Source organism: Labrys sp. 22185 (assembly GCF_052045555.1).
GTDB lineage: Bacteria > Pseudomonadota > Alphaproteobacteria > Rhizobiales > Labraceae > Labrys > Labrys neptuniae.
The window spans coordinates 119,575-141,893 of record NZ_JBQEPH010000008.1 but is presented as its reverse complement, the minus strand read 5'-3'; the positions used below and the strand labels follow the sequence as shown (position 1 = coordinate 141,893).

21 protein-coding genes are annotated in these 22,319 nt (G+C 63.9%); 8 read left to right on the top strand and 13 right to left on the bottom strand.

Going from position 1 to position 22,319, the window contains the following annotated elements:
- Positions 1 to 35: 35 nt before the first annotated feature.
- The 3 genes from ACTJKX_RS17510 to ACTJKX_RS17500 all read right to left on the bottom strand — a co-directional run bounded on the left by ACTJKX_RS17510 (position 36) and on the right by ACTJKX_RS17500 (position 3,512).
- Positions 36 to 1,151, bottom strand: coding sequence for an ABC transporter substrate-binding protein (locus ACTJKX_RS17510; RefSeq protein WP_440726015.1), 1,116 nt, complete (start codon positions 1,149 to 1,151; stop codon positions 36 to 38).
- 100 nt (positions 1,152 to 1,251) lie between these two features.
- Complete coding sequence (locus ACTJKX_RS17505; protein ID WP_440726014.1) at positions 1,252 to 2,385, bottom strand: ABC transporter ATP-binding protein; 1,134 nt, start codon at positions 2,383 to 2,385, stop codon at positions 1,252 to 1,254.
- 218 nt (positions 2,386 to 2,603) lie between these two features.
- Positions 2,604 to 3,512, bottom strand: coding sequence for a LysR substrate-binding domain-containing protein (locus tag ACTJKX_RS17500; RefSeq protein WP_367626701.1), 909 nt, complete (start codon positions 3,510 to 3,512; stop codon positions 2,604 to 2,606).
- A 139-nt stretch (positions 3,513 to 3,651) separates the two neighbouring features.
- On the opposite strand from ACTJKX_RS17500, the gene ACTJKX_RS17495 reads away from it, so the two are divergent.
- From ACTJKX_RS17495 to ACTJKX_RS17480, 4 genes are all read left to right on the top strand, one after another.
- The gene (locus ACTJKX_RS17495; RefSeq protein ID WP_394309514.1) at positions 3,652 to 5,220 is read left to right on the top strand and encodes an amidohydrolase; all 1,569 of its coding nucleotides are present in this window, start codon (positions 3,652 to 3,654) and stop codon (positions 5,218 to 5,220) included.
- Positions 5,221 to 5,237: 17 nt separating this feature from the next.
- On the top strand, positions 5,238 to 6,170 hold the full coding sequence (locus ACTJKX_RS17490) for a dimethylarginine dimethylaminohydrolase family protein (protein WP_311938844.1): 933 nt from the start codon (positions 5,238 to 5,240) through the stop codon (positions 6,168 to 6,170).
- Between the two features lie 32 nt (positions 6,171 to 6,202).
- Complete coding sequence (locus ACTJKX_RS17485; protein ID WP_440726013.1) at positions 6,203 to 7,645, top strand: FAD-binding oxidoreductase; 1,443 nt, start codon at positions 6,203 to 6,205, stop codon at positions 7,643 to 7,645.
- 317 nt (positions 7,646 to 7,962) lie between these two features.
- Positions 7,963 to 8,265 (top strand): hypothetical protein, encoded by a 303-nt coding sequence (locus ACTJKX_RS17480; protein ID WP_440726012.1) that lies wholly within the window; start codon positions 7,963 to 7,965, stop codon positions 8,263 to 8,265.
- Between the two features lie 116 nt (positions 8,266 to 8,381).
- Here the strand turns inward: ACTJKX_RS17480 and ACTJKX_RS17475 are convergent, their stop codons facing one another.
- The 5 genes from ACTJKX_RS17475 to ACTJKX_RS17455 all read right to left on the bottom strand — a co-directional run bounded on the left by ACTJKX_RS17475 (position 8,382) and on the right by ACTJKX_RS17455 (position 14,476).
- Complete coding sequence (locus ACTJKX_RS17475; RefSeq protein WP_440726011.1) at positions 8,382 to 9,221, bottom strand: transglutaminase family protein; 840 nt, start codon at positions 9,219 to 9,221, stop codon at positions 8,382 to 8,384.
- A 7-nt stretch (positions 9,222 to 9,228) separates the two neighbouring features.
- Complete coding sequence (locus tag ACTJKX_RS17470; RefSeq protein ID WP_311938853.1) at positions 9,229 to 10,170, bottom strand: alpha-E domain-containing protein; 942 nt, start codon at positions 10,168 to 10,170, stop codon at positions 9,229 to 9,231.
- Positions 10,171 to 10,229: 59 nt separating this feature from the next.
- Positions 10,230 to 11,645: a circularly permuted type 2 ATP-grasp protein gene (locus tag ACTJKX_RS17465; RefSeq protein WP_311938855.1), complete on the bottom strand. Its 1,416-nt coding sequence runs from the start codon at positions 11,643 to 11,645 to the stop codon at positions 10,230 to 10,232.
- Between the two features lie 204 nt (positions 11,646 to 11,849).
- Positions 11,850 to 13,187: an MFS transporter gene (locus ACTJKX_RS17460; RefSeq protein WP_440726010.1), complete on the bottom strand. Its 1,338-nt coding sequence runs from the start codon at positions 13,185 to 13,187 to the stop codon at positions 11,850 to 11,852.
- Positions 13,188 to 13,561: 374 nt separating this feature from the next.
- Positions 13,562 to 14,476 carry a LysR family transcriptional regulator gene (locus ACTJKX_RS17455; protein WP_440726082.1) on the bottom strand — a complete coding sequence of 305 codons (915 nt, stop codon included), beginning with the start codon at positions 14,474 to 14,476 and terminating at the stop codon, positions 13,562 to 13,564.
- A gap of 115 nt (positions 14,477 to 14,591) precedes the next feature.
- On the opposite strand from ACTJKX_RS17455, the gene ACTJKX_RS17450 reads away from it, so the two are divergent.
- Positions 14,592 to 15,620 (top strand): zinc-dependent alcohol dehydrogenase family protein, encoded by a 1,029-nt coding sequence (locus ACTJKX_RS17450; protein WP_440726009.1) that lies wholly within the window; start codon positions 14,592 to 14,594, stop codon positions 15,618 to 15,620.
- Between the two features lie 69 nt (positions 15,621 to 15,689).
- Here the strand turns inward: ACTJKX_RS17450 and ACTJKX_RS17445 are convergent, their stop codons facing one another.
- Positions 15,690 to 16,289, bottom strand: coding sequence for an NUDIX domain-containing protein (locus ACTJKX_RS17445; protein WP_311938862.1), 600 nt, complete (start codon positions 16,287 to 16,289; stop codon positions 15,690 to 15,692).
- A gap of 100 nt (positions 16,290 to 16,389) precedes the next feature.
- Between ACTJKX_RS17445 and ACTJKX_RS17440 the strand changes: the two genes are divergently transcribed.
- Entirely contained in the window at positions 16,390 to 17,145 is a 756-nt protein-coding gene (locus ACTJKX_RS17440) for a DeoR/GlpR family DNA-binding transcription regulator (protein WP_440726008.1), read from the top strand.
- Between the two features lie 156 nt (positions 17,146 to 17,301).
- On the opposite strand, the gene radC is transcribed toward ACTJKX_RS17440, so the two are convergent.
- From radC to ACTJKX_RS17425, 3 genes are all read right to left on the bottom strand, one after another.
- On the bottom strand, positions 17,302 to 18,057 hold the full coding sequence (gene radC / locus ACTJKX_RS17435; RefSeq protein WP_440726007.1) for a RadC family protein: 756 nt from the start codon (positions 18,055 to 18,057) through the stop codon (positions 17,302 to 17,304).
- A complete protein-coding gene (gene map / locus ACTJKX_RS17430; RefSeq protein ID WP_415085750.1) occupies positions 18,058 to 18,888 on the bottom strand; it encodes a type I methionyl aminopeptidase in 831 nt (276 codons plus the stop codon).
- Positions 18,889 to 19,183: 295 nt separating this feature from the next.
- Complete coding sequence (locus ACTJKX_RS17425) at positions 19,184 to 19,747, bottom strand: TetR/AcrR family transcriptional regulator (protein ID WP_440726006.1); 564 nt, start codon at positions 19,745 to 19,747, stop codon at positions 19,184 to 19,186.
- A gap of 174 nt (positions 19,748 to 19,921) precedes the next feature.
- Between ACTJKX_RS17425 and ACTJKX_RS17420 the strand changes: the two genes are divergently transcribed.
- Together ACTJKX_RS17420 and ACTJKX_RS17415 are read left to right on the top strand one after the other, a co-directional pair.
- Complete coding sequence (locus ACTJKX_RS17420; protein WP_367626692.1) at positions 19,922 to 20,770, top strand: NmrA family NAD(P)-binding protein; 849 nt, start codon at positions 19,922 to 19,924, stop codon at positions 20,768 to 20,770.
- Positions 20,763 to 21,257 carry an anthrone oxygenase family protein gene (locus ACTJKX_RS17415; protein ID WP_367626691.1) on the top strand — a complete coding sequence of 165 codons (495 nt, stop codon included), beginning with the start codon at positions 20,763 to 20,765 and terminating at the stop codon, positions 21,255 to 21,257. Before ACTJKX_RS17420 ends, ACTJKX_RS17415 begins: the two co-directional genes overlap by 8 nt.
- A 155-nt stretch (positions 21,258 to 21,412) precedes the next feature.
- Here the strand turns inward: ACTJKX_RS17415 and ACTJKX_RS17410 are convergent, their stop codons facing one another.
- Positions 21,413 to 22,036 carry a 2OG-Fe(II) oxygenase family protein gene (locus tag ACTJKX_RS17410; RefSeq protein ID WP_367626690.1) on the bottom strand — a complete coding sequence of 208 codons (624 nt, stop codon included), beginning with the start codon at positions 22,034 to 22,036 and terminating at the stop codon, positions 21,413 to 21,415.
- Positions 22,037 to 22,319: the final 283 nt, after the last annotated feature.

Sequence of the window (22,319 nt, the reverse complement as noted above, 5' to 3'; positions counted from 1 at the left end):
CGGGCTTTGAGGCCGCCCGGGCAGTGGATGAAAGGTCAGGCCGAGATGATCTTGGTGTAGGCGTCCAGCGCGGCGCCGTAATTTTCGGCATACCAGTTCATGTCGAGCGCGATCTGCTTGCTCATATTGGCGGGATCGACCGGATTGAGGCGCTTCTGGTCGGCGGGGATGAGGGCATCGGTGGCCGGATTGGCGGGGCCCTGTCCGAGCATGTCGAACATCACCAGCTGCTTCTTGGGATCCTGCGCGCTGGCGATGAACTTCATCGCATTGTCCCTGCCGCCGGGATTGTTCTTGATCACTGCCATGGCGCCGGGCGAGATCAGACCCTGATCCCAGATGAACTTGATCTGGCCGCCCGAATCCTTCTCCAGCACCGAGGCGCGCGTGGACCAGATCAGCGCCATCGAGGCATCGCCATTCAACAACACCTGCTGGCTTTCGGCGCCGCCACCCCAATAGGACACCACATTGTCCTTGAAGGCAGCGAGCTTGTCGTGGGCGCGCTTGAGATCGAGCGGATAGAGCTTCTCCGGCGCCACGCCGTCACCGAGCAGCAGCGCCTCCCACATGCCGGCGCCCCATTTGTAGAGCGAACGCTTGCCGGGGAACTTCTCCACATTGAAGAAATCGGCCATGCCGGTCGGCGGCTTGTCGCCGAATTTGGAGGCGTCATAGGCAATGACATAAGAGAAGAAATAGGTCGAGGAGGCATGTTCCCAGCCAAAGCCAGGCCGGAACTTCGACTTGTCGACCACCTTGTAGTCGATCGGCTCGAGCATGCCCTGCTTGCCCAGAGAGATGGCGGAGAACGGGTCGGCGTCCACGATGTCCCAGGTCGGCTTGCCGCTCTTGAACTGCGCGGTGATGCCGCCTTCGGTCGGGCCGGTGCCGTCTTCCTTCACGGTGATGCCGGTTTCCTGCTGGAAGGGCTGGCCATAGGCGGCGTCATAGGCCTTGATGGCATCGCCACCCCAGTTGACGAGGACGAGCTGGCCGCCATCGGCGCGGGCCGGGCCGGTGCGCAGGGCGAAGGGAGCGCCGGCGAGGACCATGGCGGCGAACTGGGCAAAACGCCGGCGGCTGATCTGGCCGGCTTCGACCTTCGAGGCGAGGATTTCGAGACAGTCTTTCTGGAAGGCTTCATTCATAGCCGATGTTCCCCTGTTGGGTATGCGAAGGCGGATGGTGAGAGTTTCGTTATAATTATTTGTTTTTTTACGGTGTTTTATTGCAGGAGAAGCAGTTGCTTTACGCATCTTCCGGCAACAGGAATCCCTTGCTCTTGGGCCAGGTGAGCCAAAGGTCCGGCCCGTTTGCCAAGGCCTCCGCTGCGCGATCCGTCGGCAGCGTCAGGCTCACCGGCGTGCCGCTCTTGGTGGTCAGGGACAGTTTGGTGGCCGAGCCGAGATAGGTCGAGGCCGTCACGGTGCCGGCCAGGCAGTTGAGGGATTCCACCTGCGGCCTGGCCGAGACATCCATATGCTCGGGGCGGATCGCCAGGATGCCAGTCTTGCCAATATGGCTCTGGGACGGCACGTCGAGCAGGGCTCCGTCGCAGGAGCCGCGGGCGTTGCCGGCTTCCCGCTGGACGTCGTGCAGCGGCAGGAGATTGATGTCGCCAAGGAATTCCGAGACGAAACGGTTGGTCGGCTTCTCATAGACCTCCTGCGGCGTGCCGACCTGCAGGAGCTGGCCCTGGTTGAAGATCGCTACATGCGATGACAGCGCCATCGCCTCGCTCTGGTCGTGCGTGACGAAGATGAAGGTGGTACCGAGCTCTTCATGCAGGCGCTTGACCTCGTCCTGCATGGAGTTGCGCATGTTCTTGTCGAGAGCCGAGAAGGGCTCGTCGAGCAGGAGCACGGGCGGCTCGAATACCAGAGCCCTCGCCAGGGCCACGCGCTGCTGCTGGCCGCCGGAGAGCTTGGCAGGAAGCTTGTGGCCATGACCGGACAGGCCGACACGCGCCACCATCTCGCCGACGCGCCGACGGATCTCGTCGCCGGGCACCTTGCGGATATGCAGGGGGAAGGCGATGTTCTGTTCCACCGTCATATGTGGGAACAGCGCATAGCCCTGGAACACCATGCCGAAGGCGCGTTCTTCGGCGGAAAGCGTGGTGATATCGGTGCCGTCGCGAGTGAGGCGGCCGACCGTCGGCTTTTCGAAGCCGGCGAGGATCATCAGGAAGGTGGTCTTGCCGGAGCCCGAGGGGCCGAGCAGGGTGAGGAATTCGCCGCGGGCAATGGTAAGGGAAACGCCCTTGAGCGCCTCGAACTTGCCGAATGTCTTGCCGATGCTTTCGGCCCGGATCTCGGCAGCGTGTTCGATGCCCGAATGACCGGCTGCTTTGCCGGGCGCTACCCCGCCGTTTTGCGCCATGCATGTCCTCCTAGAGCAAAGCGCATTCAGGGATGAACGCGTTTTGCTCCGATTCCTTGTTTCGACGCGTCTTTGCGGTTCTTGCCGATTTCGTCAAATCGCAAAACGCTTTGGAAAACCGTTTAAAGCCTAAGCGTGATTATCGTTCACGACAATTGAATGTTGTTGCCTCTGGGGAAAAATTTGATTCACCCCAACAGGTAGCCCGCTACAGCCGTTCAGCCATAGTTGGGGCGGTATGTCGGGCTCGTCTGCGCCAAGGCCGACTTCAACCAGTCTGCGAAGGCCCGCGAGACCGCATGGCCGATCTTGGCATGCTCCATCACCAGGAAATAGGAGCGCGGCGACTTGATGGCGAGGTCGAAGGGGCGGATCAACTGGCCGGCCTTCATGGCGGTACGGCAGGTGAGTTCATCCCCCATGGCGATGCCCTGGCCGGCGGTAGCGGCGGCGAAGACGAGATTCATGTCGGAGAAGATCATGCCGCATTCGGCATTGGGATTTTCGACATTGGCAAGGGCCAGCCAGCGCGTCCAATCGTCGAAATCGCCCAGGTGAAGCAGTGGTGCCCTCAATACGTCCGAGGGTTCGTTGAGACCGCCGACCTTGTTGAGCAAAGCCGGGCTGCATAATGGCGTGAACTGGACTTCGCACAGCAACTCGACCGCCCGATTGGGCCAATTGCCGTCGCCGAAGGTGATGAAGAGGTCGACATCGGGGTTGGAGACGTCGTCGAGCCGCCGCGGCGTCACCACGCGCAACGACACGTCCGGATACATTTCCTGGAACTCGGCGATATGGGTGCATAGCCAAAGCGAGGCAAATCCGGGCGTGCAGCTCACCTGCAGCGTGCCGGCGACGCCCTTGTCGCCATATTGCAGCGAGGCATCCCCGATGACGGTGAGGGCCTTGCGCACCTCGTTGGCATAGTGGCGGCCGCGGGCGGTCAGCATCACGCCCTTGCCGTTGCGCTCCAGCAGGTCGAAGCCGAGATCGCGCTCGAGCAGGCGCAATTGGTGGCTGACGGCGCTGCGGGTGAGAAAGAGCTCTTCGGCGGCACGCCAGACGCTGCCGTGGCGGGCGAAGCTGTCGAGGGCACGCAGGGCCTGGGTGGAGGGAATGCGCAAGGGAACTCCGGAAATCTCTCACCAGATTTCGGGCAAGATTGCCTAAAGGTGAATGGAATTTGTTCAAACAGGCAAAACATATCACTTTTTGATAGTGATGTTCACCGCTTATCCTCCCCGTCAATCAGGGAGGTAGGAAGTGACCAGTTCAGCTCAGCAAACGGCGCTTGCGCATGTCGATGCCATCGCCGGCGACCTGTCGACCTGGACACGCACGATCTTCGATTTCGGCGAGACGGCCTGGCGCGAATATCAATCCGCCCGCTGGTATGTCGATCTCCTGCGCCGGCACGGTTTTACCGTGGAGGAAGGCTCGGCCGGCATGCCGACCGCCTTCTGCGCGCACTGGACCGGCAAGCCGGGCGGGCCGACCATCGGCATGTATGCCGAATATGACGCGGTGCCCGGCAATTGCCAGGATGCGGCGACCGTCAAGCGCCCGCGGCCGGGGCTCAGCGAGCACGCCGGCGGCCATACCGATCCCCATTCGGCGCTCGGCACCTCCAGCCTGGGCGGGCTGCTCGCCACCAAGCAGGCAATGGAGCGCCACGGCCTTGCCGGCACGCTGCGCTTCACGGGCGAACCGGCCGAGAAGGTGAGGGGCTCCAAGCCCCTCCATGCCGCAAAGGGCTATTATGACGGCCTCGACGGCATGCTCTCCTTCCATCCCTTCTACATGCTGCCGATGTGCAATACGGTGCGCTGGGATACCCATTGCGGCGCCGCCTATTCGATGATCTATCGCTTCGTCTGCGACGAGCCGGAGGCCTGGAACCGGGCCGCCGGCGCGCCGATCCCGCAGTCGCATTCGGCCGTGCGCGCGCCCGGCGCCAATGACGCGCTGATGATGATGTACATGGCCTCCAAGGCCCTGCGCGACTCCATGCTGACCCACCAGGGCGGCTGGTCGATCAGCGAGGCGATCCTGACGGCCGGCCAGGCAACGGCGGACAATCTTCCCGCGGGCCTCGCCGAAATCCAATACATGATGCGCATGCCCACGCTCGACATGGCCGAGCAGGCAACCGCCATGCTCGACCGTAATGCCGAGATGGCGGCGCAGATGACAGGCTGCCGCTATGAACGCCACTGGGTATGCAAGTCGCGCCCGGGCCTGGCCAACCACGCCATCGCCAATGTCGTGTGGGACGCGATGTCGACGGTGGGAGCGCCGCGCTGGGGCGAAGAAGCCTGCCGGCTCGCCCGCGAGATCCAGGTCAATCTCGGCCTGGAACCGATGGAAGAGCCCTTCCTGGCCGAATGCGAGCGCCTGATCGCCCCTCAGGAAGCCGAGGCGATCCTGCGGCGGGACCTGCCGCCCTCCCAGCTCAACTCGACGTCGGACGACTATACCGACATGAGCTGGCATGCCCCGACGGCCCGCTTCTATGTGGCCCGGCCGGCTCTCAGGGCGCCGGAGGGCTATACCTATCCGGGCTGGGTGATGAATGCGCTCGGCGGCATGCCGGCCACCATCGATCCGATGGTGACGACGGCCGCCAAGACGATCGCGCTTTCGGCCCTGCGCCTGATCGAGGACGGGGAGGCGCGTGCCGCTGCCCGCCGTGAATTCGAAGAACGTACCGGCGGCGGTATCGGCGGCTCCAGCTGGATTCCGCCGCTGGCCGATTATCCGCCGCCGATCGGCTTCCGCTGGCCCGAATATGTCACCACCACTCGCGGGCGCGAATGGTGGATCCCCACCTGATGAAAAGGGAAACGACCATGAACCGCATCGAACAGATCCATGTCGACGACGCCTTCACCCTGCGCCGCCGCAACCTTGCCGGCGGCACCAAGCCGCTCAAGCATTGGGGCTTTCGCAACGAGACCGACAGGCTGACCGACGTCCTGCTCGGCTCGCCGGCCTATCTGAGGCACATGGCGACCAGCTCCCTGTCGCGCAAGCATCTGCGCGAGGCGCCCTGCAACATCCAGACCGCGCAGGCCCAGCACAAGGAACTAGCTTCGGCCTATGAGCATTTCGGCGTCGACATCCACTGGCTGGAGCCGGAAGTCGAACTGCCGATGCAGGTCTATACGCGCGATTCCAGCGTGATGACCCCCTATGGCGTCGTCATCACCGCCATGGCCAATTGGTGGCGCCGCGGCGAGAACTACGCCGCCATCCGTGCCTATGAGAAGATGGGCATCCCGATCTACGACATGGTGACATCAGGGACCTTCGAGGGCGGTGATTTCAACGTGATCGAGGAAGGCTGCGTGCTGATCGGTTGCGGCGGTGCCCGCACCCAGGAGGAGGGCGCCCGCCAGGTCGCCGAGTGGTTCGAGAAGGAAGGCTGGGAGGTCCGTCTCGCCTTCATCGACGAATATTACGTCCATATCGACCTGATGGTGGTGCCGATCGCCCCGAAGCTGACCGCGGTATGCCTGGCCTGCACGGAACCGGGGATCGTCGACTGGCTCAAGGCCAAGGGCCACGAGATCATCGACGTGCCGTTCCAGGACACCATGGCACTCGGCTGCAACTTCATGTCGCTGGGCAATGATCGCATCATCGCACCCACGGCGAGCAAGAGCCTGATCGGTCAGCTCAAGGCCCGCGGATTCGAGGTTGCGGCGGTGGATACCAGCGAGATATCCAAGACGGGCGGCGGCATCCACTGCATGGCGCAGGCCCTGCGCCGCGCGGCTTGAGCGCCCACGGCGAAAGACGATGAGGTAAGGCGATGATCGAGCAGGAAAACGCGCTGCCGGCAGGCTTTCTGTCCGATCTCGCCTCGGCGGTAGGCGCCGCCAATATCCGCACCGGTGCTGCGATCGCCGAGCTCGATCCGGGTGAGGAACCGCACAATCTCGGCGCCTCCGCCGTCGTCTCGCCGGGGACGACCGGGGAGGTGGCCGCCATCGTGGGGCTGTGCGTTCGGCATGGCGTCTCCATGGTGCCGCAGGGCGGACGCACCGGGCTCGTCGGCGGCGGTGTCTCGACGGCGGGACAGATCGTCGTCTCGACCCGCCGCCTCGACAGGATCGAGCGGCTCGGCGCCGATGAGCGCGTCGCCGTGGTGGAAGCCGGCTGCACGCTTCAGGCCCTGCAGGAGGCCGCGCTCGTCCACCGCCTCGAGCCCGGCATCGACCTGCCGGCGCGCGGCTCCGCCACCATCGGTGGCATGATCTCCACCAATGCCGGTGGCATCATGGCCTTCCGCAACGGCGTGATGCGCCATCGCATCCTCGGCCTGGAGGCGGTGCTTCCGGATGGCTCCGTCTATTCCGACCTCACCCGGGTGGTGAAAAATTCGGCGGGTTATGATCTCAAGCACCTGCTGATCGGTGCCGAGGGAACGCTCGGCATCGTCACCAAGGTCGCGATCAAGCTGGACGCCGTACCGCCGGCCCATGCCGTGGCCCTGTTCGGTTTCGACTCGGTGCCCGCCGCTCTGGCCGCCATCCGGCGGGCACTCGACGCACGGGTCGGCGAATTGCGCGCGGCCGAGGCGATGTGGGCCGATTATTTCCGCTATGCCGCCCGCCATTTCGCCTGGTCGGCACCGGATTTCTCCATGGAACACCGGATCTATCTCATCCTCTCCCTCGGCGGTGCCGACGAAGCGGCGCTGCAGGAGGAACTGGCTGCAATCTATGAGGAATTGCTGGAAAGCCATCCCGAGACCAGCGCCGTCCTGGCAAGCTCGCTGGCGCAGGAGCAGGCGATCTGGCGGCTGCGCGAGGAATCGGCCGTCATCTATGTCGACCATCCCAATTCACCCAGCTTCGACGTCTCGCTGCCTCTGTCGCAAGTGGACGACTATGTGCGCGCCAGCGTCGCCGGCCTTGCTGGCGTCTCGCCGGGGCTCGCTCCCTTCGTCTTCGGCCATTTGGGCGATGGCAACCTCCATATCATGCTCAACCGGGCGGAAGACGCGCTGACAGCGGACGACATCGCCGGGGTGGAAGCGGTGCTTTATGGCGGCATCCGTCAGCGCGGCGGCTCGTTTTCGGCCGAGCACGGCGTCGGTTCCAAGCGCATCCATGCCCTCTATGCCACGGCGGATCCGGTCAAGCTCAGCTTGATGCACGCGATCAAGGCGATTATCGACCCGGCGGATCTCATGAATCCCGGCAAGGTGATCGATCCCTCTCGTCTTGCCGACGCGAAGCATTCGGACTGACACCGCCTGTGCTGGCAGATGCCATTGGCGGCGCATACCGGCAGCCTTGCGGCCCTGCCGTCATTCAGCTGTGTGCACTGTTCCGATATAACGCCTACCTCATCCGAATAGGGCATTGCTTCTTTCGTCGAAAGAACCCACTGTCCGAAATCGTCATGTATGGAAGTCGGTTCCAGGTAAAAAAAGCCAGCCCCCTTCTTTCGAAGGAGTTTTTGCTAGACTCCGGGGGCCCAGTATCGGCAAGATCGATCCCGCTACAGACAGGTAGAATGAAAGCCGAGTTTCGTAGCAGACCAACGGGATAGTTGGAGAGACCTATGTTCGTGATCTGGCCTGTCATCGTCGCGATGGTGCTGGGCGTGGTATGCGGGACCTTTGTTCCGGTACTGGCATTCACGATCATTGCCCTGATCGCTTCGATCGGCAGCGCCCTCATCATCTGGATGGCCGGTTTCGGCTTGGGGACCGCTTTGATCGACATGGTGGCCATCGCCGTCGCCCTGCAGGTGGGCTATGTCTTCGGCATACTGGTCTTGCTCGCCGTCAGCAAACTGGCTCCGAAATTGCGGCCGGGCCTGGTGCGACGCTACGAGCACGAACACGATTCAAGCCGGCCTTGAGAGACTGCCCAATGCCGATCGTGCGTGTGCCGATCGCGCGCGGCCTGGGCATGGCAGCGGATCATCTGCTCAGCGATATCTGGCGTCAGCGATAGCCGGTGAAGCACCGGGTCTGATCAGCTCTGCGACTGGCGCTGCGCCTGAGGACGCTCTCCCTTTTCACCGATATCGACGGTGACCTCCAGGCTTTCGCCTTCCCCACCGTAATGGGCGCCCCGTACCGGCGCCGCGCCCAGATAATCGAGGCCGACCGCGACGCGGATGTGCTGGACGGTCGGACAGACCGACAGCGCCGGGTCGAAGCCAACCCAGCCCAGGCCCTCGACATAGGCCTCTGCCCAGGCATGGCCGGCGCTGCCCTGCTGCGTCGGCGGTTGCCAGAGCAATCCACTGACATAGCGCGAGGGTAGGCCGAGCGTCCGGGCGCAGGCGATGAACAGATGGCTGGCGTCCTGCGCGACACCGCTGCCGGCGGCGAATGCCTGCGTCAGGCCCACTGCCGGCTGCTTCGGGTCGCCACTGACCTCGATGCGATCATGAATCGCCTGCATCAAGGCGTGGCAGGCGGCAAGCCCGCCTCCCGCTGTTCCGGCACTCCGGTGGGCGAAGTCCCGGATCGGAGCGTCGGCCTGGGTGAGGTCGGTATCACGCAGATAGAGGGCGACGGGGAAACGCTCGATCACGCCGTGCAGCACGCCGGCATTGTCGTGGGTCTCGACCTCGCCCTCCACGCGCACGCGCAGGCTTTCGATGCTGCCGATCGCCGTGAAGGCATGGCTGATATTGCCGAAGGCATCCTCGGACTGGCTCAACCTGACATCCTGGTCCACGTCGATGCGCCAACGCACCACATGCTGGCCGTCATGCGAGCGCGGGGTCAGCCGCAGGGTCTGGATCACGGATTTGGCCGGCCGCTCGTAGCGATAGACGGTTTCGTGGGCAACGCAGATGCGCATGGGTTCGTCAGATCAGATATTGCTCGGCGATCGCCGTGCTCAGATTGTTGTTGTCGGTGATGAAGTCGGTGATGAAATCATGCAGACCGGATTGAAAAACCTCGTCGATGCTCAGATTCTGCAGGCGCGACTGGGTCACGCGAGCCAGACGCTGGGCGGGACCCTGCCGGCCATAGACCTGGGCGAGCTGGTCGAGATTCCCATTCAGGTTCTCATAGCATGAAGCAAGCGAACGCGGCATCTGTGTGTTCAGGGTCAGGAGATCGGCGACGAGCCAGGGCTTGAGGCTTTCCTTGTAGACCCAGTGATAGGCGGTAAGGGCGGAGACGGCGCGCAGGATGGCGGTCCACTGGAAATAGTCGAGACTGCCGCCGACGCTTTCCGAGGGCGGCAGCAGAACATGATATTTGACGTCGAGGATGCGGGCCGTGTTGTCGGCGCGTTCGAGGAACAGGCCGAGCCGTGCAAAGGCGTAGGCGTCGTTGCGCAGCATGGTGCGGTAGGCCGAGCCGTCGAACATCAGGGAGACGCCCTTGACCCAGTCGAGGAAGCGGGAGATTTCCTCGCGGCTCATCCGGGCCGGGTCATAGCGCTTGAGCTGGAGCCAGGCGTCGTTGATAGTCGACCACATCTCCGCCGTGAGGGCGGTGCGCACGCCGCGGGCGTTGGTACGCGCCATCTCGAAGCAGTTGCGGATCGAGGATGGGTTCTCGGCGGAAAAGGCCAGGAACTCGGTGACGGTCCGCTCATTGGCCTCCTCATAGGCGGCGAAGAAGGCGGGGCCGCATCCGGCCGTTTCCACCGCGCTTTCCCATTCCGTGGTCAAGCCGCCATAGGAGGCCGGCAGGGACGACAGGCGGTAGGCGGCATCGAGGATGCGGGCGAGATATTCGGCCCGTTCGACATAGCGGGCCAGCCAGAACAGGTTATCGGCGGTACGCGACAGCATGGCTCAATGTCCGGGCGAGAGGGAACGGGAGAAGGAGGGCGAGCGATGCATGGCTGATATCACCGATCCAGGATCCAGGTATCCTTGGTGCCGCCCCCCTGGCTCGAGTTCACCACCAGAGAGCCTTGCTTCAGTGCCACGCGGGTCAGGCCACCGGGCACGATGCGGACCTTGTCCGAACCGGTGAGGACGAAGGGCCTGAGATCGACATGGCGAGGCGCGATGCCCTCCTCGACATAGCAAGGGCAGGTCGAGAGCGCCAAGGTGGGCTGGGCGATGTAGCCGAAGGGATGAGCCTTCAGCTTGGCCCTGAAGTCGGCGATCTCGGCCTTGCTGGCGTGCGGGCCGATCAGCATGCCGTAGCCACCCGATCCCGAGACCTCCTTGACCACCAGACTTTCGAGATTGTCGAGCACATAGGCCAGCGCCTCAGGCTCGCGGCAGCGATGCGTCGGCACATTCTGCAGGATCGGCTCCTCGCCGAGGAAGAAGCGCACGATGTCGGGCATGTAGGAATAGACGGCCTTGTCGTCGGCGACACCGGTACCGACGGCGTTGGTCAGCGTGACGTTGCCAGCGCGATAGGCGGTCATCAGGCCGGGAACGCCGAGGGCCGAATCCGGGCGGAAGGCGAGGGGGTCGAGGAAGTCGTCGTCGATGCGCCGATAGATCACGTCGACCCGGCGAGGCCCTTCGGTGGTGCGCATATAGACGATTTCGTCCCGCACGAAGAGATCACGCCCCTCGACGATCTCGATGCCGAGGCGGTCGGCCAGGAAGGAATGCTCGTAATAGGCCGAATTGTACATGCCCGGCGTCAGGAGCACCACGACCGGATCGCGCGAGGCCGTGCGAGGGGCGATCGAGCGCAGGGTAGCGAGCAGTTCGTCCGTGTAATTCTCGACCGGGGCGATGCGATGGCGCGCCACCACTTCCGGGAACAGGCGCATGGTGACTTCGCGGTTCTCCAGCATGTAGGAGACGCCGGAAGGTGTGCGCGCATTGTCCTCGAGCACATAGAAGGTGTCGGCGTCGACGCGCACGATGTCGATGCCGGCAATATGGACATAGACGTCATGGGGCACACTCTGGCCCGCCATTTCGGGGCGGAAGGCCGGATTGTTGAAGATCAGGTCTTCCGGCACCACGCCGGCGCGCACCACTTCGCGTTTGCCGTAGACGTCCTTGATATACATGTTCAGCGCACGCACGCGCTGTTCGAGGCCGCTTTTGAGCGTGTTCCACTCCTGGGCCGCCAGGATGCGGGGGATGATGTCGAAGGGGATCAGGCGTTCGGCGCCATCCTTGTCGCCATAGACGGCGAAGGTGATGCCGATGCGCCGGAACAAGAGCTCGGCCTCGTTGCGTCGGTGGGTCAGCAATTCCTTGGGGGCCGTGGAGAGCCATTGCGCGAGATCGGCATAGGCGGGACGTATAGCGCCGTCGCTCAGGGTCATCTCGTCGAACGCCGCCATGCAATCCCTCCAGACGTGCAATCTGGCGTTACATTGAGCGAGATCGTGCAAGGCGGCAAGCGATCTGCGTAGATCGATTGGCGAGATCATGGGCAGAATTGCAGATTTGCCTAGTGCGGAGGCATCTTGCCTTCCCTGCTGGCATTGTTTGCCTGAAATGGCGGCTGAGGCCTCGGCCGCAGTCGATGCGTCCTCGGCCTTTGGTCAGCGGGGATTCACGAGCGAAGCCGGCAGGCGCAGGACGGCGAGGCCACCAATCGCGATGAGAACCGCAAGACAATAGAGCGCGAGCGATGAGCTCTGAGTCGCGTCGCGCATCCAGCCAAGGAAATAGGGGGCGAGGAAAGCCGCGACATTGCCCAGCGAACTCACCAAGGCGATGCCGGCCGCCAGGACGGCGGCGGACATCACGGTGGGCGGCAATTGCCAGAACAGGGGCAGGGAGGTGCTGGCACCCATGCCGGCGATCGTCAGGCCAACCATGGCCGATACCGGGTTGCCGGGATCGAAGCCGATGAGCCCGAGGCCGCCGGCTGCCATGAGCAGAGGGATGCAAAGATGCCAGCGGCGCTCCCTGAACCTGTCCGAGGAATGGCCGGTGGCAAGCATGAAGATGCAGCCCGCCAGATAGGGGATGGCGCTGAGGAGCCCGATCGTCATATCGCTGGTGATACCGGCGCCATTGATCAAGGCCGGTGTCCAGAAAGCGATCGTGTTCACGGCAAGCATGACGGCGAAATAAATGCCGACCAATTGCCAGACCCGGGAATCGCGAAGGCATTGGGACAGCGAGACATTCGCCGTCGGCTTCTGTTCGGCGGCGAGGATTGCGATCAGATGTTCCTTCTGCGGCTGGCTCAGCCAGGAGGCATCGCGCACGGTGTCGGGGAGCGCTGCGTAGACCACCAAGGCCAGCGCGATGACGGGAAGGCCTTCGAGCAGGAACATCCACTGCCAACCGCGCAGGCCGGCGATGTCGTGGAAGCTTTCCAGAATACTGCCCGAAATCGGGCCGCCGAGCAGGCCGGCGGCCGGCACGGCAAGGGCGAAGAGCGCCGTGACCTGGCCGCGCCGGCGCTGCGGAAACCAGCGATTGATGTAGACGAGGACGCCCGGAAAGAAGCCCACTTCGGCGATGCCGAGAAGGAAGCGCAGGCCATAGAACTGCAGGGCGGAGCTGATCAGGAAGGTCGAGGCGGAGAGAATTCCCCACACGAGCATGATGAGGGTGATGCCACGCCGCGGGCCGAGTTTGTCGAGCATGATGTTGCTCGGCACGCCGAACAGGGCATAGGCCACGAAGAACAGGCCGGCCCCCAGGCCATAGGCGGTGTTGCTGAAGCCGAGATCGGACGTCATCTGCAGCTTGGCAAAGCCGATATTGATGCGGTCGAGATGGGCGAAGACGTAGCAGGCCAGCAGCAGGGGCATGATCCGCCACGCCGTGACGCGATGGATCGCATTGCCGACGGCCTGGATATCCGCGTCGATCGCGAAATCTCGGCCGGCGACATCACCCTGCGAATAGCCCTGGTTTGCCATGGCTTCCTCCTGTCGCTCCCGATCTGTCGCCTCGAAGCATGCTTGCCGAGAAGATCGACCTGGATTTCTTGATACTTAATATGTTAATTAAATACTGGATAACCCCATTCGCGCCCGATGGCAAGGGGATGGCGTTCTCGCACCTGGAAGGCAGCGAACGGCAGGATTAGCGATCGGTCCGGGAAGGCGCGTCTTCAGAGGCCAATGCGGTGCACCTGAGTGTCCTCGTGTTTGCTCGACCTTTGTCATTGCCGGGCTTGACCCGGCAATCCAGCCTGGGTCCCCGCGTTGCGCAGGAGGCTTCTGGATAGCCGGGTCAAGCCTGGCTATGACAATTCGGAACGTTTTCTTCCCGGATGACCCGCATTGCGCCTTCAGAGGCCGACTTCATTGCTCATCAGGCGCGAGAGGTTCGCAGCCAGAATGTCGATGGCGGCCCGCACACGCAGCGGCAGCACGGGGGAGCGCGGCCAAAGGGCGTGCACGTCGAAGACCAGGCCGGGATGTTCGGTCAGTACCCGGATCAGCTCGCCCTTGCGCACACGCTCGGCCACCAGCCAGCACGGCATCCAGGCAAGGCCTGCTCCGGCCACCGCGGCATCGGCGACGGCATCGAGGGAGTCGAAGATGAAACGGCTCGGGGGCATGATTTCGACGGCAGGCCCGCCCATCACCGGAAACAGCCATGAGCGGGGTTGGCCCGAGCGCCCGTAGAGAATGGCGTGGTGGTCGGCGAGGGAGGCCAGGGTGAGCGGCGCTCCATGCTCGCGCAGATAGGCAGGGGCGGCGCACACGGTCATGCGCTGCTGGGCGACACGGCGCGTGATCAGGTTCACGTCGGATTCGAGGGCGCCGTTGCGAATGGCGAGGTCGTAGCCGTCCTCGATCAGGTCGACGCGCCTGTCGTTGAAATTGAGCTCGAGCTCCAGGGCCGGATGCTGGGCGGCGAGCCGGAGCAAGAGCGGCGCGACGCAGGCCCGTCCGAACAGGGCCGGCATGGTGACGCGCAGCCGGCCGCCGACGTCGCGCCGACCGCTGTCGAGCATGGCCTCGCCCTCGCGGATCTCGGCCAATGCCCTCAGGCAGCGCTCATAGAAGACCTGGCCGTCCTCGGTCAGCGCCTGGCTGCGCGTGGTGCGATGGAACAGCCGGGCTCCCAGGCGTTCTTCGAGCCGGGCGATCGACTTGCCGACCGCCGAGCGCGACAAATTGAGCCGCTGCGCAGCCGCAGCAAAGCCGCCGGCTTCCACCGCTTCGACGAAGACCGAGACACCGTTGAGACGATCCACCATGGCAAGGGCGATCTTGTAGATAGCTAGGAACCAATGATCGGAAATTATATCGCCACTGGTGCATGAAATTCAACATTACCGTGCCGGCTCCCTGAATTCGATGGAGACGGTCATGACGGAACAGATGAAACGGTGGTCGATGAACGCAATAGGGCGCGATCGGCTCGTGCTCGAGCATGTCGCCAAGCCCCGGCCGGCGGCGGGCGAAGTCCTGGTCAAAGTGGCTGCCGTTTCCCTGAACTACCGCGATAAGCTGGTGATCGAAACCGGCTTCGGCCAGCCCCTGGCCTTTCCCTTCACCCCGGCGTCGGACATGGCGGGTGTCGTCGAGGCCGTCGGAGAGGGAAGCACGCGATTCAAGCCGGGTGACCGGGTGATCTCCACCTTCATTCCCGGCTGGATCGACGGGCTGAACGACGGTACGGCCCGGGTGCCTCCCTATCGCACCTTGGGGGGCATGCGGCCAGGCGTGCTTGCGGACTATGTCGCCTTTCCCGAGGACTGGTTCACTTTCGCGCCCGCCACACTTGATGATGCTGCCGCGAGCACCCTGCCGGTAGCCGGGCTGACCGCCTGGTTCGCGCTGGTGGAGCGCGGAGCTCCCCTGGCCGGCAAGACCGTGCTGGTACAGGGCACCGGCGGCGTCTCGCTGTTCGGGCTGCAGATCGCCAAGGCTGCCGGGGCGAGCGTGATCGTCACCTCCGGCAGCGCCGACAAGCTGGTGCGGGTCCGCGAGCTTGGGGCCGACCATGGCATCGATCGCAGCCGCGAGGCCTGGGTGGAGGCCACCCATCGTTTGACGGGAGATCGCGGTGCCGATCACATCCTTGAAATTGCCGGAGGCGCCAATCTGGGGCAGTCCGTCCAGGCAGCGGCGATGGGCGGGCGCATCTCCGTCATTGGTGTGCTGGAAGGCGTCGAGGTTTCCGCGCCGGTCGTGCCCCTGATGCTCAAGGGGCTGACGGTCCAGGGCATCGGTGTCGGCCATCGACGGGCGCAGGAGGATCTGGTGCGGGCCGTCGACACCCTCGGCCTCCAGCCTGTCATCGACAGGCGTTACGGTTTCGCCGAGCTCCCGGCCGCACTCGATCATCTCGACCGCGGTGCCTTCGGCAAGATCGTGATCGAGACGGATCGGTAGCTGGAGCAGCCTGCCTTCGCGCCTGACACTCCAGATCCGGCGCTCCCCGGAGAATACGCAACTGTAGCGTCATGCTGCCGCCGCCGCTCTGCCGAAAAGATGCAGGGCGGCATGATAGAGCAGCATGATAGTCTTGCCGTCGCGGATCTCGCCGCGCGCGATCATCGCCAGCGCCTCGTCGATATCGAGTTCGAGGAGGTCGATGTCCTCGCCTTCCTCAGCCTGGCCGCCGCCTGTGCCGACACGGTCGCCCGGGCTGTAGGGCGCGACGAAGAAATAGAGCTTCTCGGTCACCGAGCCCGGGCTCATATAAGCCTCCATCACGCGCCGGACTTCGCGGATCCGGAAGCCGGTTTCCTCCTCCGTCTCGGCGCGGATGCGCTCCTCCGGCCCGGCATTGTCGAGCAGGCCGGCCGGGGCCTCGATCAGGAGGTCGTCCCAGCCATTGACGAAGGCCGGATAGCGGAACTGTCGCGTCAGGACGACAGTACGCCGCGAAGGATCGTAGAGCAGGATGGTGGCGCCGTTGCCGCGGTCATAGGTTTCCCGGCTCTGCCTTTGCCAGCTTCCATCGCCGCGGCGATAGAGAAACGTGGTTTTCTTCAGCACATACCAATCGTCGGAGAGGAGTTCGACATCCTCCACACGCACCCGATCCGCCACGCTCATGACAGCCTCTTTGCACGAAATATCTTGAACGACCTTGAATGGATTTCAAAATTCGTGCAGTTTCGTGCGAAGTCAAGATAATTCGTGAGGCGGCGGCATCATGCTCACAAGCGAGCGCAAGGCCTATATTCTCGAGGTCCTCGGCCGGGACGGGCGCGTCGTCGCCAAGGCGGTCAGCCGGGAACTCGACCTGTCGGAGGACACCATCCGCCGGGATCTGCGCGAACTGGCGGGCGAGGGGCTGCTGCAGCGTGTGCATGGCGGGGCCCTGCCGGCCTCACCGGCCATGGGCGATCTCGTCCAGCGCCGCGAGGTTTCGGTGGCCGGCAAGGTCGCCATCGGCCGGGCGGCCGCGCGCCTGGTGCGCCCGGGACAGGTGGTGATGCTCGACGGCGGTACCACTGCGGTACAGCTCGCGCGCCATCTCGCCCCCGGTCTCAAGGCCATGGTGGTGACCCACAGTCCGAACGTGGCGGTCGAGCTTGCCGGCCATGCCGGCATCGAGGTGGAACTGATCGGAGGCCGGCTGTTCCGCCACTCCATGGTCGCCGTGGGGGCCGTCGCCGCCGAGGCGATCGCACGCATCCGGGCCGACATCTATTTCATGGGGGTGACGGGCATCCATGCCGAGATCGGCCTCACCACCGGTGACAGCGAGGAGGCGGCCATCAAGCGGGCGCTGTGCCGGCAGGCCGCGGAAACGGTGGTGCTGGCGTCCCGGGAGAAGATCGGAGCGGCTTCGCCCTTTCAGGTCGCGACGATGGAGGAGATCGACGCGATGCTGGTGGAGGAGGATACGCCCGATCAGGCCGTCGAACCTTTCCGCGCACTTGGCGTCACCATCATCCGGCCCTGATGCTCCCATGCCGAATGGGAATGCCCCAGGCTCCGGGTCGGTCGGGCGAGGGCGTTTGCCAGGGAATTCGTTGGATTTTCTTGATCAGAGCGATGCGCTGGAACATGGCTTTGGTGCGCATGGCCGTCTCCGGCGAGGATGGTGCCGGGGCACCCTTCAGAACAGGCGTTGCGCCTTCAGGCTGACATGGCCGTCGCGGCCGATGATGATGTGATCATGTACCACGATGCCGAGCGGCCCGGCGACATCGGCGATGGTGCGCGTCATCGAAACGTCCGCCGAGGACGGCGAAGGATCGCCGGAGGGGTGGTTATGGACGAGGATCAGCGCGGTAGCCGAAAGCTCCAGCGCCCGCTTCACCACCTCGCGCGGGTATACAGGCGTATGATTGACCGTGCCCTTCTGCTGCACCTCGTCGGCGATCAGGCCGTTCTTGGTGTCGAGGAAGAGGATGCGGAAGATTTCGCGCTCGGCGAAAGCCATGGTGCTGCGGCAATAGTCGATGAGCGCCGCCGAGGTCGACAGCACCGGCCGCTTGGCGATGCCGCCCTTGGCAAGGCGATGGCCGGCCGCCTCGACGATCTTGAGGTCGCCGGCCACTCCGTCGCTGACGCCGCCGACCTCCTTGAGCCGGGCGATCGGCGCGCCCAGCACTTCCGCCAGCGAGCCGAAGCGGGCGATCAGCGCCTTGGCGAGCGGCTTGACGTCCCGGCGCGGAATGGAACGGAACAATAGGAGTTCAAGGAGTTCATAGTCGGGCAGCCGGCCCTCGGCCTCGGCAAAGCGCTGGCGCAGCCTCTCGCGATGGCCGTGATAGTGCGGCTCCACCGGTTCGCCGGCTGACGGGAACAGGGGTGCTTCGCCCAGGCCGGGAAGGGGGGCGTCCGGCAAAGGCGAGCGCCCCTTCTTCATTCAGGCAGCCTTGGCGTAGGGTGGCTGGTTCAACTCGGCGGGGGAGAGGGTGAAGATCTCGACGCCGGTTTCGGTCACGCCGACGCTGTGCTCGAACTGCGCCGAGAGCGAACGGTCACGCGTGACCGCGGTCCAGCCGTCATTGAGCACCTTCACGTCCGGCCGGCCGAGATTGATCATCGGCTCCACCGTGAAGAACATGCCGGGCTTGAGCACCACGCCTTCGCCGCGCCGGCCGTAATGCAGGATGTTGGGCTCGTCGTGGAACAAGCGGCCGAGGCCATGGCCGCAGAAATCGCGCACCACCGAGCAGCGCTCGGCTTCGGCGTAGCTCTGGATGGCATACCCGATATCGCCGGTGGTCGCGCCCGGCTTGATGACGTTGATGCCACGCATCATCGCCTCATAGGTGACTTCCATCAGCCGCTCGGCCCGGCGGGCGATGTCGCCGGCTGCATACATCCGGCTGGAGTCGCCGTGCCAGCCATCGAGCACCACGGTATAGTCGATGTTGAGGATGACGCCATCCTGGAGGGGCTTGTCGTCCGGGATGCCGTGGCAGACCACATGGTTGAGCGAAATGCAGCTCGACTTGCGATAGCCGCGATAGAACAGGGTGGCCGGGTAGGCCTTGTTGTCCATCGCGAATTCGAACAGCATCCGGTCGAGCTGGTTGGTGGTGATGCCTGGCTTGACCGCGTCCACCATCAGGTCCAGCCCCTGGGCCGCAAGCCTGCCTGCCGCGCGCATGCCGGCAAAGGCCTCCGGACCATGGATCTTGATCTGGCCGTTCTTGCGCTGGGGAGACAGTTCTGCGTCGATGAAGCTCATGAAACTACCTGATTAGACATGTAGGATTCTTATGCCATCTGGGGATGCGGACAGGAAAGAGAATTCTGAATATCGCATGGCTGCCTTGTGATCGTCTTGGGATCGCAGGCTTCCAGCCCATAGGCGCTAACTTTGCGGATGAGGTGCGGGCCCTTTACCCTCCCCCTCCAGGGGAGGGTAAGAAATCGGCGCATTCTCAACTTAAGTTAGCGCCTATGGGCTTCCAGCCTGCAACTTCGTTGTCATCACCCGCAATGTTTCCAGATGCGGGCGAGGACGTCCGCGATCCCAGAAGCTATGACCGCGCTGGTGCCAGGATTTCCCGCAAAGTCATCCGGCGAAAGGCCGCTACGATGGCCGCTCCTTCCTTTTCGTCCACCGAGACCGCCAGGCGCATGGTTGCCTCCCCGAGCTGCCAGATCGTGAAAGCGGTGGCGGCATAGGTTGAAGCATCCGCCGCCCCGTGGGCCCGCGCCATGGCATCGGCCAGCATGCCGCCGCAGATGCGGCTTTCAGCGAGTTCGAGGGCCGCGAGCTGCTTGTCGGCCTGCGTGCCCGACCAGATGTCGCGCATCACCGGCTCGGCCCGGTAGATGTCGTAATAGACGTCGATCAGCGAACCATAGGCCGCTTCCAGCTCCGCCAGCGATTGAACTGGTGTCAGGGCGTCTTCGATACAGCGGCGGCTCTCGGCGCTGCAGCGCTCGGCGAGGCTGCGGATGATGGCGCTCTTGTCGGGGAAATATTGGTAGAGCGAGCCGATGGAGATGCCGGCCTGTTCGGCGACCTCGCCCATCTTCAACTGGTCGCTGCCGCGTACCCCGATCATTGCCGTTGCCACCGCCAGGATCCTGTCCATGCGTTCGCGGCTGCGCTGCTGGACCGGCGCGCGCCGGGGAAGGGTTGCTGTACTTGCCTCTGCGGGGGAGGCGGCAGGAGATCTTTTTGCAGGCATGGCTTGACAGCGAAAACATGAGTAATTATCACATTCTCAAATATGAGAATTACTCATGTTTATCAGCGGGAGGTCGAAATGGCAAATGATCACTGGTCCAAGGGCGCAGTGCTGGTGTTGGGCGGAACCGGCAAGACGGGGCGCCGGGTTGTCGAAGGGCTGGAAAAGGCAGGGCGGACGGTGCGCCTCGGCTCGCGCAAGGCGCAGCCGGCCTTCGATTGGGAAAGGCCGGAAGGCTGGGCCGCCGCCCTTGACGGTATCGCCGCCGTCTATGTCGCCTATCAGCCCGACCTCGCCCTGCCCGGAGCGGTCGCGGCAGTGAGCCGGTTCTTCGCCGAAGCCAGGGCGGCCGGTGTCGGCAAGATCGTGCTGCTGTCCGGGCGGGGTGAGCCGGAGGCCCAGGACGCGGAAGAGGCGCTGCGGGCCACCAGCCTCGATTGGACGATCCTGCGCTGCAGCTGGTTCTTCCAGAATTTCAGCGAGAATTTCTTCCTCGACGCCATCCTGGCGGGGGAGATTGTTCTGCCTGACACGCTCGCCCCGGAGCCTTTCGTGGATGCCGACGACATCGCCGAAATCGCAGTGGCCGCCTTTGCGGATGCCAGGCATTCCCACCAGCTTTATGAGATCACCGGTGCTGAAGCCCTGACCTTCCAGCAGGCCATCGCGGCGATTGCCGAGGCTTGCGGACGCCGCATCGACTATGTGCCGGTTTCCCAGGAGGCCTATCGCGCCGGCCTGGTCGAGCAGGGCCTGCCGCCGGAGGTCGTCGATCTCGTCACCTATCTGTTCTCTACCGTGCTCGACGGCCGCAACGAGCCGATTGCCGACGGCGTCGCACGCGCTCTGGGACATCAGCCGCGCCGCTTCGCCGATTATGTCGCCCGCACTGCCGCCACCGGCATCTGGGGAGGAAGCCATGCTTGAGCGCAGCCTCTACGTCACCACGTTCATCGCTGCCGTCGGCAGCGGCGTAGTCGCCGGCATCTTCTTCGCCTTCTCCAATTTCGTCATGCCGGCGCTTGGCCGCGTCGCTCCGGCGAGCGGCATCGCGGCGATGCAGGCGATCAACGTCACCGTGATCAATCCCGGCTTCATGCTGGCCTTCATGGGCACGGCGGTGCTTTGTCTCGGACTTGCCCTGGGTTCCTGGCTCTGGCTGGGAGAGTGGAGCGGCAAACTGCTGCTGCTTGGCAGCCTGGTCTATCTTATCGCCTGCATCGGCGTGACCATGGCTCTGAACGTACCGCTCAACGATGCCATCGCCGTGGTCAAGCCGGAGACGATCGAGGCCGGGGAACTCTGGCAGCGTTATCTGGTGGACTGGACATTCTGGAACAGCGTCAGGACCGCGGCTTCGGCGCTCGCCATGGTGCTGTTCATGCTTGCGCTGATTGCGCGCAGCGCTGCCTGAGGGCACTTGCGCGGCGGCCGGGAGAGGGGCTGGCATCTTCCGATGCTGCGTCTTTGGAGCGAGGTACGTCTTCTTCGAATCCGACCCTGCTCGAGCTCCTTGTTCTCGCGCCGTTTCTCGAACGGAAAGCCTGCCGGCCTTTCTGGAGAATGCCCTCAACGCCCGAAGATGCCCTTGAAGAACTGGGCCACGCTGTTGCGCTTCTTCTTGCGTTCGAGTTCGCCGGCATCCTTAAGCCAGGTGATCTGGACGACGCGCCGCTCGCCTGCGAAGGGCTTGTGGCCGTGCCATGAGTTGGCGGCCCGGCGAAAGCCGAAGCAGGAGCCCATGACGGGCGAGATCTCGGCCGTCATGTCGTCGAAATTGTCAGGCCCGTTCAGCACGCGCAGGCATCCGCCTTCACCTTCCTTCCAGCCATCGTTCATATAGACCAGGAAGGTGGCGAGCTTGCTTTCGCTGTCGGTATGGATGCGCCCGTCCTTGAGTTGCGAAAGCCGGCGGATCGTCGTCAGCCGGGGCAGGGGATCGAGATCGAGGCCGAGCTTCTCGGACAGGGACTGGGCCATCGCGCTGCTTTCGAGTTCCTCGACCAGCTCCCGGAAGCTGCCTCGTAGCGCAATGTCGGAAACGGTCAGGAAGCCGGGTTTGTCGATGGCCGGAAAGTCCTGCCGAAGCGACGGGATCTTGTTCTTCTGGAGAAAACCCTCGCCGATGATGTGGCGGTAGGGCTCGTCATGGATTTCAGCATTGCGGATGACATCGAGGTCGATGACAGGCATCGCCGGTCACTCCTGGAATGCAGGCACCCGCTGGCAAAGCCGCATGGTGCTGCCCAAGCGTCCCCCGACCCTGAACGGACATGACGGCGTGGAATGTCTCGCTGGCGCGTGTCGTGGTCAAGCTGCTTTTGGTTTATAGGCGGTCCTGCGAACCCCTGTTTCCTGCCCCTTGCGTGGCCGGGCCTGCCCCGGGTGCCCTTGCTGCAATCTGTCCGATAGGAGAATCGTACGGGCGAGCCCTATTATCCTACGATCCAAGGTCAGCGGTGGTTGCATGACCCGG